General features: G+C 58.7%; 15 protein-coding genes and 1 tRNA gene. 13 read left to right on the top strand and 3 right to left on the bottom strand.

Going from position 1 to position 14,670, the window contains the following annotated elements; genetic code table 11:
* The coding region (locus NZ740_04645; protein MCS6771295.1) for a transposase at positions 1 to 219 on the bottom strand (219 nt) is incomplete at its 3' end.
* Positions 220 to 742: 523 nt separating this feature from the next.
* Positions 743 to 818 (bottom strand) — tRNA-Val (locus tag NZ740_04640).
* Between the two features lie 200 nt (positions 819 to 1,018).
* Here NZ740_04640 and NZ740_04635 point away from each other — a divergent pair.
* The 11 genes from NZ740_04635 (at position 1,019) to NZ740_04585 (ending at position 11,378) form a co-directional block, all read left to right on the top strand.
* Positions 1,019 to 1,810, top strand: a complete 792-nt coding sequence (locus NZ740_04635) for a hydroxyacylglutathione hydrolase (protein MCS6771294.1) — start codon at positions 1,019 to 1,021, stop codon at positions 1,808 to 1,810.
* A gap of 51 nt (positions 1,811 to 1,861) precedes the next feature.
* The gene (locus NZ740_04630; GenBank protein MCS6771293.1) at positions 1,862 to 3,013 is read left to right on the top strand and encodes an AI-2E family transporter; all 1,152 of its coding nucleotides are present in this window, start codon (positions 1,862 to 1,864) and stop codon (positions 3,011 to 3,013) included.
* Between the two features lie 38 nt (positions 3,014 to 3,051).
* Positions 3,052 to 3,228 carry a hypothetical protein gene (locus NZ740_04625; protein ID MCS6771292.1) on the top strand — a complete coding sequence of 59 codons (177 nt, stop codon included), beginning with the start codon at positions 3,052 to 3,054 and terminating at the stop codon, positions 3,226 to 3,228.
* A 4-nt stretch (positions 3,229 to 3,232) separates the two neighbouring features.
* Complete coding sequence (locus NZ740_04620) at positions 3,233 to 4,441, top strand: UDP-N-acetylglucosamine pyrophosphorylase (GenBank protein ID MCS6771291.1); 1,209 nt, start codon at positions 3,233 to 3,235, stop codon at positions 4,439 to 4,441.
* Between the two features lie 30 nt (positions 4,442 to 4,471).
* Complete coding sequence (gene glmM, locus NZ740_04615; GenBank protein MCS6771290.1) at positions 4,472 to 5,827, top strand: phosphoglucosamine mutase; 1,356 nt, start codon at positions 4,472 to 4,474, stop codon at positions 5,825 to 5,827.
* Positions 5,812 to 7,230 (top strand): hypothetical protein, encoded by a 1,419-nt coding sequence (locus NZ740_04610; GenBank protein MCS6771289.1) that lies wholly within the window; start codon positions 5,812 to 5,814, stop codon positions 7,228 to 7,230. Before glmM ends, NZ740_04610 begins: the two co-directional genes overlap by 16 nt.
* A gap of 50 nt (positions 7,231 to 7,280) precedes the next feature.
* Positions 7,281 to 8,039 (top strand): ABC transporter permease, encoded by a 759-nt coding sequence (locus tag NZ740_04605; protein ID MCS6771288.1) that lies wholly within the window; start codon positions 7,281 to 7,283, stop codon positions 8,037 to 8,039.
* Positions 8,039 to 8,803 (top strand): ATP-binding cassette domain-containing protein, encoded by a 765-nt coding sequence (locus NZ740_04600; protein ID MCS6771287.1) that lies wholly within the window; start codon positions 8,039 to 8,041, stop codon positions 8,801 to 8,803. The genes NZ740_04605 and NZ740_04600 overlap by 1 nt, the downstream gene beginning before the upstream one ends.
* The gene (locus tag NZ740_04595; protein ID MCS6771286.1) at positions 8,800 to 9,831 is read left to right on the top strand and encodes an MlaD family protein; all 1,032 of its coding nucleotides are present in this window, start codon (positions 8,800 to 8,802) and stop codon (positions 9,829 to 9,831) included. The genes NZ740_04600 and NZ740_04595 overlap by 4 nt, the downstream gene beginning before the upstream one ends.
* Positions 9,831 to 10,157, top strand: coding sequence for a hypothetical protein (locus tag NZ740_04590; protein MCS6771285.1), 327 nt, complete (start codon positions 9,831 to 9,833; stop codon positions 10,155 to 10,157). Before NZ740_04595 ends, NZ740_04590 begins: the two co-directional genes overlap by 1 nt.
* A 90-nt stretch (positions 10,158 to 10,247) precedes the next feature.
* On the top strand, positions 10,248 to 11,378 hold the full coding sequence (locus NZ740_04585) for an aminoglycoside phosphotransferase family protein (protein MCS6771284.1): 1,131 nt from the start codon (positions 10,248 to 10,250) through the stop codon (positions 11,376 to 11,378).
* Between the two features lie 100 nt (positions 11,379 to 11,478).
* Here the strand turns inward: NZ740_04585 and NZ740_04580 are convergent, their stop codons facing one another.
* Positions 11,479 to 12,453 carry an ROK family protein gene (locus NZ740_04580; GenBank protein MCS6771283.1) on the bottom strand — a complete coding sequence of 325 codons (975 nt, stop codon included), beginning with the start codon at positions 12,451 to 12,453 and terminating at the stop codon, positions 11,479 to 11,481.
* 582 nt (positions 12,454 to 13,035) lie between these two features.
* Here NZ740_04580 and NZ740_04575 point away from each other — a divergent pair.
* Both NZ740_04575 and NZ740_04570 read left to right on the top strand, forming a co-directional pair.
* The gene (locus NZ740_04575) at positions 13,036 to 13,950 is read left to right on the top strand and encodes a polyphosphate kinase 2 family protein (GenBank protein MCS6771282.1); all 915 of its coding nucleotides are present in this window, start codon (positions 13,036 to 13,038) and stop codon (positions 13,948 to 13,950) included.
* A 117-nt stretch (positions 13,951 to 14,067) separates the two neighbouring features.
* Positions 14,068 to 14,670: a hypothetical protein gene (locus tag NZ740_04570; protein ID MCS6771281.1), complete on the top strand. Its 603-nt coding sequence runs from the start codon at positions 14,068 to 14,070 to the stop codon at positions 14,668 to 14,670.

The raw sequence follows: 14,670 nt of genomic DNA, 5'->3' as shown, positions 1-14,670 counted from the left end.
CACCAGATTCCCGCCGGGTGTTTCCACCACCAAGTGGAAGTGATTCGCCATCAGGCAGAACGCGTGCACCTCCCAACCCGTCTTTTCGCACACTTCACCCAGCGCGATAAGGAACTCTTCCCGATCCTGGTCATCCCAGAATATGGGTTCCCGCCGATCCCCGCGATTCATCACATGATAGATCGCCCCCGGATATTCTACTCGTATCTTCCGCGCCATACTTGAGGGCCCTATCCGGCTGCTCGCGAGTAGTCAATACCAAGAACTGACCCCTTTACCAAGAACTGACCCCTTTACTATTCCGCAGTTTATGCCGGGCGATCGCCACCGCTAAGAACGAAGAAAAGAAATGTCAATACTGAATGTTTAGAGTCTGACCCCGCCCCGCCCGAAGGCGAGGTCATCTGGACGAATGCGATACATTTCCCAAACTGGCCGAATGACTTAAACATTACGAATCGAGATGTGGTATTAGCCGAAATATCCCTCCTCGATACGCCTTCCTACTGCGATCCGACCGAGAACGATTTCGGCAAGTTTCCCAGCTTCCCAGGGGGCCTTTTTGTTTATTTTAAGGCGTCCTCCGGCGTGTCATACCCCGAGCCACTTTTTGTGATCGACTGGCATGGCACCACAGGATTTCGCTTCAGGTAATCCATCCGTTAAAACGCTTGATTCTCAAATCGATGAGAACATTTCTCAAAATGCGTGCAACAATACTTAAAAAATACGAGCGGAAAACTGGTGGGCGGTGAGGGATTTGAACCCCCGACCCCCTCGGTGTAAACGAGATGCTCTGACCGCTGAGCTAACCGCCCTTTGTGTAGCCACGATAGCTCGCCTGATTACCGCGTCAACCCCCCGATTCGAGCTATTCCTCAAAGGCTGACGAGATGCAGACGGCTCATTCGCCAGCAGAAATTCAACCGCTAATTTCGAGAGGGCGAGGAGCCAGAGACAGTATTTTCCGAGCGCATTTCAGATGGTTCGCTATTCTCGATGAGGCGCGTTTGATACGATGCAACACGATTTGCCGGACAGGGTTGGTCTGCTGGCGGATGGTCAACATCGGCCGCAGGGTCTGCCAGTTATTGATGAGGTCGCGTTGATGAATTCAGTTTTTTACAAAGGGCTTGAGGTGGTCTTGATTCCATTCCACGACAATGTCTTCTACGTAATGCTGCGCGGGGGAGAGGCCGTTGTCGTCGATCCGGCCGCCTCGGAACCGGTGAGTTCGATCTTGAGGGCGCGAAATGTACGACTTACTGGCGTGCTTATCACGCATCGCGACCCAGACCATGTTGCGGGCGTCGAGGCCTTGGTCGGGTCCGGCGTGCCCATTCGATGGCCGGCCGGTCGCGATGAATCATGGACCTGGCAGGGATTGGAGATTCGAGCGATCGATACTCCAGGGCACCGGCGGGAGCATACCGCCTATTATCTGCCCGATCCGGAACCTGGGTTGTTGTTCTCCGGCGATTGCCTGTTTGCAGGAGGATGTGGTCGGTTGTTTGGTCTGCCGCCGGAACTCATGTTCACTTCTCTTCAACGGTTGGCGGCGCTACCCGGATCCACTCACGTGTATTGTGGCCATGACTACCTCGCGGAGAACATGCGTTTCGCCGCCACCGTGGATCCGTCCAATCCTGACGTGGAACGGCGTAGACAGGACGCTCTAGCTGCTCGAAGTACCGGCAAGATTCTGCTGCCCACAACGATCGAAATCGAAAAGAAAACGAATCCCTTTTTACGTGCGCAAAGCGTCGAGGAGTTTGCCATTCTGCGAAAGAAGAAGGATCAGTTTGGCTGAAAATTGAATTTCATGTTCGCCAATGAAACATACGCCGAGGAATGCCAAAGAATGAGTAGCGGAGCTGATTCGGAAAGCACGATCCCATTTCGATTCGGGCCGCGGCAGCAGGCAGCCATCGCGGCGGCGCTGACGTTGCTCGCCGTGGCCGCGATAACCTTCGTTCTCTTTCACCTTTTCAGGCTTCTCGTCAAGTTTGTGGTCTTTTTTTCGCCCGTGATCTCGCCGCTTGCAGCGGCCGCGATTTTGTCGGTCATATTGAAACCGGCTTATGACCTGCTGCTCGGCCGGGTCAGATACCCCTGGCTTGCGGCAACGCTTTTGTTTGCGGTCCTTGGGGCAACGGTTTTGGCGGTGCTTTGGGCGTTCGGGACGATGGCGATGACGCAGGTGCGCATGCTGGCCGAACAGTTGCCACGGTGGGTGGACGTTGTGGTAGATCGGGTTGAGGTCTGGCTTCCCTGGCTATCGGAAATATGGGCAAAAGAGGGTGATGAGGTGCGCAGTGAACTGCGCGAGCACGGCGGTTGGATTGCGGAGAGGCTTTGGGGCGCAGCTCGAGGCGCCGCGGAGGCGGGAGCCGGTTTGTTTGGGCGGATCGCCGGTCTTGCGGGATGGATGGCGTTTCCGGTGTACGTCTTTTTCATGCTGACCGGGACCGGCTTTTCGGTGGATTCGCTGCGGGGTTTGCTGCCGTTTTTGAAGGAGGAGACCCGGGAGGATGTGATCTATTTGTGCCGAGAGTTCGCGGCAATTTTGGTCGCTTTTTTTCGCGGGCAGATCGTCATTGCCCTCGCGCAGGCCCTCCTCTTTGCAGCGGGCTTTTCGATGGTGGGTCTGCAATTTGGCATCGCGATTGGATTGACGCTGGGCCTGCTGAACGTTGTCCCGTATCTCGGAAATGTGGTGGGTCTGGCCGTTGCGATACCGCTTGCCCTTTTTCAGCCGGGCGGCGGGTGGTTGCTGCTTGCCAGCGTTCTTGCCGTGTTCGCGGTGGTTCAACTGCTTGAAGGCTATGTACTGACGCCCCGGATTATGGGACGGCGCACAGGGTTGCATCCGGCGGCGGTCATCTTTTCGCTTTTTTTCTGGGGCACGGCGTTTGATGGTGTTTTAGGCATGATTCTCGGAATTCCCCTGACCGCATTTCTCGTTGTGTTCTGGAGGCTTCTGAAGGCAAAGTACCTCAAACCCATGATCTGAGCCGGCGCTCCGGCCGGGTAATTGGGAGATCAGCACGCATGAGTAAACCTCGTTTGATCGGGCTGGTCCTTATCGGACTGGCGGCTTGGATTGCCGTGCTAAACCAGGGATCGGTAAAGCTGAATCTGCTGGTGGCCCACGTGTCCGTGACCGAATCGATATTGATCCTTGCCAGTGTGGCCGTTGGCGTAATCATTGGATTGCTCGTGAAATGAGCTCATGAACATTTCGAATCTTCCTCAACGGGTTTGCGATTTGTTGGCGCGGGGCGTTCACATGCCGAATCCGGCGTCTGTTCATGTGGATGACTCCATCGTCCCGCAGCGGATCGCTCCGGATGTGGTTATCCACCCGGGGTGCCGGTTGAGCGGTGGGCGAACGAGCATCGGTCCCGGTTGCAAAATCGGGGCCGAGGCGCCGGTGACGCTGGAGGATTCCCAACTTGGCGCAGGCGTCGAAATACGGGGTGGATACATTTCGGGGGCCGTGTTCCTCGATGGAGCGAGCCTGGGGAGCGGGGCCCATGTCCGCCCCGGCACGCTGCTGGAGGAGCAGGCGAGCGGGGCGCATGCGGTGGGGTTGAAGCAGACGATCCTCATGCCGTATGTGACGTTGGGCAGCCTGATCAATTTCTGCGATGTGCTGATGGCGGGGGGTACGAGCCGAAAAAACCACGGAGAAGTCGGCTCGTCGTTTGTCCATTTCAACTTTACGCCGCATCAGGACAAAGCGACGCCCTCATTGATTGGTGATGTTCCCCGGGGGGTGTTTTTGGATCAAAAACCGATATTTCTTGGCGGGCAGGGCGGTCTGGTCGGCCCGTCGCGGATTGGATACGGGTGTGTGACTCCGGCGGGCACGGTCTTTCGCGGGGATGCGCCTGGGGAGGATCTGCTCTTGATCTCGCCGGCGCCACCCGCCGGCGCCCGGCCCTACCAAACCGGCGTTTATCGCGGGTCCGGACGAATCCTGAAGAACAATCTGATCTATCTGGGGAACATCCGCGCTCTTTTGGCTTGGTATCGTCATGTTCGCGTCCGATTCATGTCGGGTTTTTACACGCGCTTTTGTTGGGAGGGCGCCGTGGCGCAGCTTGCCTCCGTTGAGCAGGAGCGGTTCAAGCGTTTGGAAGAGTGGGTTGGAAAGCTTCGGGCATCGGCCGAGGCGCTCCGGGAACGCGGCGACACGGCCGAGGCCGAGGTTCAGGAGTCGATCGTGAATCGATGGCCTCGGATTCGGGAGCGATTGCTGACCTCCTTTGATGACAGCCGCTTGCGCGAGGCGTTTCTGCAGGCCGCTGATGGGGCGCTGGGCACGGCGTCCTACATCGATTGGGCGCCCAACTTGCCTGACACTGCAAAAGCCGCCGGCAGAGCCTGGTTGCAGGCGATTGTGGATGCAACGGCCTCGGCCGCCGCGGAGCCCTGACTCCCGCAACGCAACAGGAGGATCCTGGCTATGGGACGATTGTTTGGCACGGACGGCATTCGCGGGGTTGCCAATCAGCCTCCGATGACCGCCGAGATGGCGATGGAAATCGGGCGGGCGATCGCGCACGTTTGCAAGCAGGGGGCGGAGCGGCGCCATCAGGTCCTGATCGGGAAGGACACGCGAATCAGCGGGTACATGCTCGAGAGCGCGCTTACCGCCGGAATCTGCTCAATGGGCGTCGACGTGCTGCTCGTGGGGCCGATGCCAACGCCCGGCATCGCCTTCATCACCCGAAGCATGCGCGCCGATGCCGGCGTGGTCATCTCGGCGTCGCACAACCCCTATCCGGACAACGGAATCAAAATTTTCAGCCGCTCGGGCTACAAGTTGCCGGACGCTGAGGAACAGGCGATTGAAGAGCTGATTTTTTCCGGAAAAATCCGGGATATTCGTCCGACCGCCGCGGAAATTGGGAAGGTGCGCCGGATCGATGACGCGCTTGGCCGCTACATTGTCTTTTGCAAGAACACATTCCCGGAATCTCTCAGCCTCGAGGGGCTCAAACTTGTGGTGGATTGCGCCAACGGCGCGACCTACCGGGTTGCGCCGATTATTTTCCGCGAACTGGGCGCAGATGTGGTGGCCCTGCACTGCGAACCCAACGGCACCAACATCAATGATCACTGCGGCTCGCAACACACGGAGTCCTTACGTGCCAAGGTTCTCGAAATCGGCGCGGATGCCGGGTTCGCTTTTGACGGCGACGGCGACCGGCTGATCGCGGTGGACGAAAAGGGGAATGAGCTCTCGGGCGATCATATCCTTCTGATTTGCGCGAAGGCCCTCAAAGAGGAGGGGAAGCTGGCCGGCAACCGGATCGTCACGACGGTGATGGCGAATTACGGACTGTTTGTCGCAGCGAGGCAGCTCGGCATTGAGGCCGCCGTCGCGCCGGTGGGCGACCGCTATGTGTTGGAAATGATGCAGTCAACGGGCGCGGTCATCGGTGGAGAGACATCGGGCCACATGATTTTTCTCAACCATCATACGACCGGCGACGGTCTGATCTCGGCGCTTCAACTGCTGGCCGTTCTATGCCGCAGCGGGCGGAGGTTGTCCGAGCTGGCGTCAATTATGACGGTGACGCCGCAGCGGCTGATCAACGTCGAAGTCCATTCAAAGCCCGACCTATCCACGTTGGCTCCCGTCCAAAAGGCGATCGCGGAAGCGGAGGCGGAGCTTCGGGAGCAGGGGCGCGTGCTCGTGCGCTATTCCGGTACGCAAATGATGTGCCGCGTGATGGTCGAAGGCCCGACGGAGGAGGTCACCGAACGCCTCACGCGGTCAATTGCCGAGGTCGTCCGCCAATGCATTGGCGCCTGATCGCAGCGTTTGCTGCCGGCTTGGCCCTGGAACGTGTGGAGGCGAAACGGCCGGATGGGTTCGACGCAGGCTTCTTAGCCTCCCGCCATGAGGACGCGCACGGAGATGTGCGCCTGAAGATGATCGGCCCTTTTTTCGAGGTGGCACAGTCCACTCAGGGCTGGCGTCTGGTGGCGGTTCGGCCCTTTTACAGCTCGTTGGAGGATCCCACCGGAGGCCGCGAGCGGGAGGATTTTTTGTGGCCGTTGGCGACGCGGCGAGAAATCGGCTCCGAGGAGTCGTCCCGCTATTTGGTCTTTTTTCATTTCAAACACGGCCCGGAGAAGCCTGACCGCCGATATCGGTTTTGGCTGCTTCCGTTTTATTTCGAGGGCCGGGACGCGTCGGGCATCCACTACCGCGCCGTTTTCCCGCTCGGCGGGACGATCCGCGAATTTCTCGGCCGCGACGAGATTCGATTTGTGCTGTTCCCCATTCGGTCCACAAGCCGGTTGAACGACCTTCGCACAAGTAACTGGCTCTGGCCGCTAATTTCGGAAACGGAAGGGCAGGGCGTTCACCGCGCCCGCGTTTTTCCCCTGTATGGCCGGTCGGTCCGGGAAGGCGCCTACGATAAGCTCTTTGTGCTTTGGCCGTTTTACACCCAGGTGCGGTATGAGTATCCGGGCAGCCGGGGCTCGGGCTTTATCCTGTTTCCTCTCTATGGGCACATCAAGCTGGAGGACCAGGAGACCTGGTGGCTGATTCCGCCTTTTTTCCGGTACACGAGGGGCGAAAAAATGAACCGTGTGTATATGCCCTGGCCTTTTATACAGCGGGATACCGGCGAGACCGAGCGCCTTGTCGTGTGGCCGCTCTATGGCTATCGCAAGTACGAAGGAAACCAGCGAGTGTTCATCGCGTGGCCGATTGTTTGGCATGAGCGAAATCAACGGGGAACGGAACAACGCGAAGCGTGGATGGTCGTTCCGTTTTATTTTCATTCGGTCACGGCCGAAGCGGGCGCGCCGCCCCGAAAGCGCTACGTCAAATTTTGGCCATTCTTTTCGTATCGACGGGATGGAAACGCGTCCAAGTTTCGGATGTTGGAATTGTGGCCCTTGGCCGACAACGGGGCGGTCGAACGAAATTGGGCGCCGCTGTGGACCCTGTATTCGTCGGTCCGGGTCGGCGAAAACGTGGATCGCGAACTTCTGTGGGGCTTCCACCGGGACCATCGCCGAGGCGCTGCGGAACGCTTATGGACACTGTTCCCCGTCTGGGAATGGCACCGGAGTTCCGCCGGCGCCTCGTGGGAGCTGCTGGAGGGGTTACTCGGCCGGGAGCGCACGAATTCCGGTGCGAGGTGGCGTGTGCTATATTTTTGGGGTTTTGAGGCGGAATCGGAGGATAGCCAGCCATAATCACGCGAGAGCCAGAATTTTTTGATCCGCCGCTGAACCCGTTCGCCGCAATGGGGCGGAAGGTCCTCATGAACCTTCGCGGGCTCGGACAGGCGATCCTGATGCTGCTGGAGGCCATCCTCTATATTCCCCGCGCTCTGGACCGCCGATCCCGCCACGAGCTGATCTATCAGATGTATGTGGCCGGCATTAAATCGCTCGGCGTAATCACCGTGGTGGCGGCGTTCACCGGCATGATCCTGGCGCTTCAGACCGGCCTCGAGTTGAGGCGATTCGGGTTGCAACAAAATATTGGAACGGCGGTGACCGTCGTGATGTTGCGGGAAATGGGTCCTTTCATGACGGCCCTGATCATTGCCGCGAGCGTCGGGTCCGCTATCGCCGCCCAGATTGGGACGATGGTGGTTTCAGAAGAGGTCTCCGCGCTGGAAATCATGTCGATCAACCCGGTGAGGTTCCTCGTTATGCCCAGGCTGCTGGCCCTCGCGATCATGATGCCCATCCTGACGGTCTATACGAACATCCTCGGCATCGTAGGGGGGGCGATCATCGGCGCGACGCAGTTGCAGGTTTCCATTCAGGCATATTTTGACAACGCGCAACTGTTCGCGCAGAACAAGGATCTCTATGTGGGACTTCTGAAGGCGGTCGTGTTCGGCGTCGTGATCGCAACGACCGCCTGCCATCAGGGGTTTTCGACGTCCGAGGGTGCGGTGGGCGTCGGGCAGGCGACCCGCCGCACGGTAATCATTTCCTTCCTCACCATCCTCGTGCTGGGTTACATGATGACCCGTCTGTTTTACCGCTGATGATCCGCTTCGAACGAGTAACCAAGCGGCTCGGCAACCGCAATGTGCTGGACGAATTCGACCTCGAAATTCGAAAAGGGGAAACTTTTGTCATTTGCGGCCCCTCTGGGATGGGCAAGAGCGTCACCCTCAAGCACATGGTGCGGCTGCTGACGCCTGACCGCGGTCGGGTTTTCGTTGGAGACGACTGCGTGAGCGAAGCCTACGGCCGGCAACTGGAGCGGATTCGCTCCCGGTTTGGCGTTCTGTTCCAGGGTGGCGCGCTTCTCGCCTGGCTGTCCGCTGGAGAAAATGTTGCGCTGCCCCTTCGCGAGCATACTCGGATGAGCGACGCGGAAATTGAGGCCCTGGTTCGGGAAAAGCTGCGGTTGGTTGATCTGGAGGACGCCTACGAGAAATATCCGGCGGACCTTTCCGGCGGCATGAGAAAGCGGGTTGCGCTTGCCCGCGCGATCATCACGGAGCCGGAAATTATCCTGTATGACGAGCCGACCTCTGGGCTGGACCCCGTCACCTCGCGAACGATCGACAAATTGATCGATGACCTGCGCAAAAAGCTCGGTGTGACCAGCGTCGTGGTCACGCATGACCTTCACAGCGCCCTCGCGATCGGCACGCGCATCGCGATGCTGCATAATGGAAAAGCCGTCGAGGTCGCCACACCGGAGGATTTTGTGAAATCGAAGAACGAAGTCGTGCGCGCGTTTCTGGAAGCCCAGTACATCACGCGCCGCGGCGAATGGGAGGATGACCTGAAGCCATGAAACGAAGCCGCATGCAGCAAATGTCGATCGAGATCGTCGTCGGATTTTTCATGATGATGATCCTGCTGGCGCTGGGGTTTTTCACCATCATTCTCAGCCAGGACAACATCCTCGCGAAAAACTACGAGCTGACTGTTGTTTTTGACCAGGTTGCCGGACTGATTACCGGCGACAAGGTCTATGTCAAAGGCGTGGATGTCGGCCGAGTCAAGCGACTCGAGGTCCGGCGCGACGGTGTGCACGCTTTGCTCTCGTTGGATTATCCAGTGGAGTTGCGTGAGGACTATTCGATTCACGTTGTTCCTGCCTCAGTGCTCGGCGGCAAGTTTGTTGAAATCCGCGAAGGCTCCCCGGAAAAGCCTCTGTTGGAGCCGGGCCAGATCGTGGTCGGAAAAGGGCCCGCTGATTTTATTGCTGAATTTACCGAAGGCATCCAGAAGATCCGCACCTCGCTCGAGCAGGGCGGCGTGCTCGAAAATTTGCAGGAAACGATGGCCAATCTTCGGGAAATCACCCGTCGGCTCCGCGACGGCGAAGGCACCGTCGGCAAACTGTTGACCGACGATGGGCTATACACAAACCTGCTCGCCATCAGCGCTCGATTGGAGCGGGGCGAGGGCACGCTCGGCAAATTGTTGTCGGATGATGGCCTGTACACGAATTTGCTCGCAGTCAGCGCCCGATTGGAACGCGGTGAGGGAACACTTGGCAAGCTGCTGACGGATGACGGGCTCTATACAAACTTGCTGGCGGTCAGTGCGCGCCTTGAGCGCGGGGAGGGAACACTGGGTCGACTGCTTTCATCGGACGATCAGTTATATCAGGATTTATCCGATGCCGTAGCGTCTTTGAAAGACACTGCGCAGACCATCAGCCGAGGCGAAGGTACGCTTGGAAAACTTGTGAAGGATGATGGGCTATACCGTCAGGTCGACAGCCTGATAGTTGAAGTTCGTGCGGCTGTGGATGATTTGCGGGAAACAACGCCCGTCGTCTCCTTCTCTAGCATTTTTTTCGGAGCGTTCTGATGAAAGCAGGGACAAGGTCATCGTGGATTGCGGTTATCCTCGCTGTTTGTCTTGCGGGTTCCGCAACGTGTCGGGTTTCTCGAGCGGAATCCGGGGTAAACCCTCTGGTGACGATCGGACTGTTGGTTACGGTGGTCGGGGTGCTCGGATGGACGGCGTGGCAGATGGAGCGCGAGGATAAGGAGGACGCCATCAATATGCGCGCCTGGATACCGTCCCGTCGCGCGCCGGACCGGTCGGCGTGGGGACTCGTCCTCGATGGGAATGTCGATCCGAGCGCAGCGCCTGCCTTGTTGGCCGGTGTCGGTTATGGCGTTCGCTTTTGAAGGCAAGTGGAGTGAGCCTAGGCGACTTTCTGACCGGCCTCCGCGCAAAATTCTTCCATCGATGGTCTCAGAATCGGCAGTCGGAACAGAATGAGTGGGCGACCGCCATTCGTGGATGAATCGCGCCTCGAATCTGTCGTCGCCCGATTTGACCTGCGAGGCGAGGTGTTCCGTGCGGAACAGTTGACGGCGGGCCACATCCACGAGACTTGGAGAGTGGATGTCCGGAATCCGGACGGCGCAACCGCTGTTGTGGTCCAGCGCATCAACCGCAGGGTCTTTCCCAATCCGGACGCGGTGATGCGGAATATCGGGACGGTTACCCGACATTTGGCCAGGAAAGTTTGGGACCGCCCGGACGCTCGGCGCCGCGTTCTGACCCCGATACCGGCCCGCGACGGAGGGCTAGCCGTTGTGGATGATACGGGCGAGTGGTGGCGTGCGTTTTTCTTCATTTATGGCGCGAGCACCTTCGACGCCGTGAGCGATCCTTCGATCTCGCGGGCTGCGGCGGCGGCCTTCGGCCGGTTTTTGGCAGATCTTTCCGATCTGCCTCCCGATGATGTGGAGGAGACCATTCCGCGCTTCCACGATACCCCTGCGCGATTCGAAGCCCTCATGCAGGCAGTTCAGCAGGATCCGCTGAACCGCGCGAATCGGGTGCGGCGAGAGATCGAATTTTTTATTGCAAGAGAGTCGGACACGAAGCGACTGGCGGACCTGCAGCGCTCGGGCACGCTGCCGATGCGCGTCGTCCACAACGACTGCAAAATAAATAACGTGATGATTGACAATCGAACCGGTGAGGGACTTTGCGTGATCGATCTCGATACCGTCATGCGCGGTCTCGCACTCTACGATTTTGGTGATCTAGTGCGAACGGCGAGCTGCCCGGCGGCGGAGGACGAAAAAGATCCGTCCCGAATCCGAGTCGATGAAACCTGTTTTCGAGCCATCGCAGAGGGCTACCTAAGCGGTGCGGGAGACGTACTGGTTGATGCGGAGGTGGATCTCGCGGTCTTTGCCGGCAAGCTGATCACGCTCGAAACCGCCATGCGGTTTCTAACCGATTACCTGCTGGGCGATGTCTACTTTCGAATTCATCGGCCGGAGCACAACCTAGACCGCTGCCGGGCGCAATGCCGGCTAGTCGAGTCGATTGAGGCCATGGAGTCCGACCTCTGCCGGGTGGTGGACATGATTTGGCGCGCGGGCGGCTGATCGGCTCCCTCTCGAAAGTCACGATCGCAGATTTTTTCGATCCAAGATGGCGATCGTTATTGTAGGAGTGCGAACGTTCGGGTTTTAACTCGCGAGCTGATCACGGGGTGGCCTGTTGCAGGGCGAGTGCGATCGCGCCCAGTTCACCGATTCGCTCGCCGAGGGCGCTGGGTGCTATGCGCAGCACGTCGATCGCGCGCCTCCAGGCGTATCGGGGAAGGCGCTTTTGCAGCGGGTCGATCAAGTTCGAGCCGAGATGTATCGCGATCGTGCCCATGACGATAGCGGCGGGATTGAAGCTCATCACGACCATGCCGATCCCCTGCGCGAGCCGCTCGATATATTCGTCCCACATTTCTGCGGCAAGGGGGTCTCCCTCGGCCGCAGCGCGCGCGACATCGGTCACCAGCAGCCGTCCGGAGTCGCCCCCGTGGAGCGCGTGAAGCCGGCTTCCTGGAGATTCGGCCATTCGGGCTCTAACACGTTCCAGAAAACTGCGGCCGCCACAATATCGCTCAAAGCAACCGCGGAGGCCGCAGGGGCAGGGAGGACCGCACGGGTCCAGAGTCACATGTCCCACCTCGCCGCCCAAGTCGTTCGCGCCTTGAACGAGTCGGCCCCCCGAAATGACGCCTGCGCCAATCCCCGTGCTCATCGTCAGATACACTAGATCCGGTACGCCGCGAAATTCTCCGAAGCGGTATTCCGCCAGGGCGGCTGCGTTCGCGTCATTGTTGATTTCCACCGGCCGCCCCGCGAGGCTTTCGAGCCAGTCGCGAATGGGCACGTTTTTCCAACCGGGCATGTTGGGAGGGCCTAAAATCAGACCCTCTCGAACAGACATGGGGCCCGGAACAGCGGCGCCAACGCCGCTCAGGGATGAGAACGTAAGTCCCTCTTTTGCGAGTAGCCGTTCAGCGGTTTCATGGACGCGAGGAAGCCACTGTTTGGCGTCGAGATCGGCCAGGGTGGGGAATCGCTCCGTTCGGTGAATGTGACCCTGTCCGTCGGCTATGCAAACGGCCGTTTTTGTTCCGCCGAGATCGATGCCCAGGAAAACGTCTTTTTTTGTCATGGCCTTTCCTCGTTTGCCGGTTAGCCCACTGGCGATGGAGCCCAAAGGTCGTTTTTTGTCGATTTGAGCGCGAGCGCGGGGAATGCCCCGCGCAACTTTTCGGTTTGGAAGCAATCCCCGTTTGCGTCTTGGAGTTGAGAGCGGCTGAAGGCGCCGATCTCCGGCGCGAGAAATTCGTTTGTGCTGGAGGCTCTGGTGATCTCCATCGGAATCACTCTGGATTGCGCTGCTCGCGAGAAACTTCGGGCCAGTATGATAGCGATTCGTCGCCCCTGACCTGCCATTCTACGTGCAGGTTTTGGCTCACTACAGAGGCCGCCGCTACCTCGAGTTTGCTGCTTTGCGCACGCTCGAGCGCCAATGCTCGGGTCGCGCAACGGGTATCGGGGAACACCACGCGTTCAATAGTCTTCGCGAGGGAGGACAGCTGCTCCATGACACCATCCATCCTACCCCCGGTTTTGGGAGGAGCAATCTTTTGCGGTCTGAGCGGATTTCGAAAGTCGTGTGCGGGAGTTTGGTCTTCGATCGGACGCTCGCCAACCCGTCTGCTGGGTGGCATGATGCGACGGGAGCTATTTCATGGACCGAGAGAATCTCATCCGCATCGCCCGCCGGCTCGCCGCCCGACACTGCGTCGCGAATGGCAAAGCATTCTCACTGGAAAGCCTAAATCCCGCGGACACGGGGGAATTCCGCGGGGAGGACAAGCGGCAAGCGCGAGAGGTCCTCAAGGCGGGCATCGAGTTGATGGCGGAGTTGCAGGAACGCTTGTACGCGGACGGCCGTTGGGCCGTCCTGGTGATTTTTCAGGGAATGGACGCGTCGGGAAAGGATGGAGCCATCAAACATGTGATGTCGGGCGTCAATCCGCAGGGTTGCCAGGTCCATTCCTTCAAGGCGCCATCGGCGGAAGAGTTGGACCACGACTTTCTTTGGCGATGTCATCTGAGATGTCCGGCACGGGGCCGGATCGGGATTTTCAATCGGTCGTATTACGAGGAAACCTTGGTTGTACGGGTTCACCCCGAATGGCTGCAGCGACAAAGGATCGCCCGGGTGGGTAAGAACCTCTGGCAGGAACGGTTCGAAGACATTCGAGGATTTGAGCGCCACCTTTATCGGAACGGCACCGTCCTGCGAAAGCTCTTTTTGCACGTCTCGTTTGCGGAGCAGAGGAGGCGGTTTCTCGAGCGAATCGAAAACCCGGACAAAAACTGGAAGTTTTCCATCGACGATGTGCGGGAGCGCGCCCACTGGAAGGCGTATATGGCAGCCTATGAGGAAACCATCCGCAACACGGCGACGTCATATGCCCCCTGGTTTGTCATTCCGGCGGATCACAAGTGGTACGCGAGGATCGTGGTAGCCTCCATCGTGATTGAGGCGCTGGTCTCGCTTGACCTGAGATATCCAGAGTTACTCCCGGAGAAGCGGAGAGCCCTAAAGGAGGCCAAAAGATTGCTGATGGACGAAAATGCCGACCCTGAAAATTAGCGAAAAGGCGGGTCAAATGAAGCCAGCGGTTGACCTTTTATTGGTGCTCTGCGTATACTGCCGCCAGATTTTGGAGCTGGTCTGAAACGCTCGCAAATTCGTGGACGGAGACATGTCATGAAATGGATCGCCCGTTGCGCTGCCCTGACCCTTGTCGGATGGATTCTTGGGATCTTCGCGATAGATGCGGCGGCGCAGCCGGCGGCCGGCGCTCCGGGGCAGGTTCCGCTCATCATTCGGCGTATCTCCGGCGGAAAGGTTGAAACGCCAGAGTATCAGGTCAAGAAAAGCCAGTTTGCTGCCCGCACTCGGAATTGGTTCCAGATTATTGTCGATTATGAGGTGGCGCCAGAATGGATGGATGAGGCGACCTTCACGTATTATGTCCTGACCCAGTCGCGCAAGCCGGAGCCAGGCAGAAATCCGCGCACTCTGTTCAAAGGCGAAGTGACCTATATTAATATTGGGCGAGGCAAGCGCCGAAGCGATGTGTATCTGCACCCCAGCACCGTGGAGCGATTCGGGGAGGTGGAGCGCGTTGCGGTCGAAGTGCGGGTGGGGGGCGCCATCGTCGCTCGCGAGGGAATTCCCCAGGGGACTGTGCAGCAACGTTGGTGGGAGTCGTTCGCGCCCTTGGAAGGCTACGTCCTGAACCGGATGCAGACTCCGTTTGCAATGCTGAATTTTGACGATTACGAGGCCATCAAACCGTCCCGGTAG

Source organism: Kiritimatiellia bacterium (assembly GCA_025054615.1).
GTDB lineage: Bacteria > Verrucomicrobiota > Kiritimatiellia > CAIVKH01 > CAIVKH01 > JANWZO01.
Note: the sequence above shows the minus strand (reverse complement) of the source record. Positions and strands in the feature narration are given on the sequence as shown.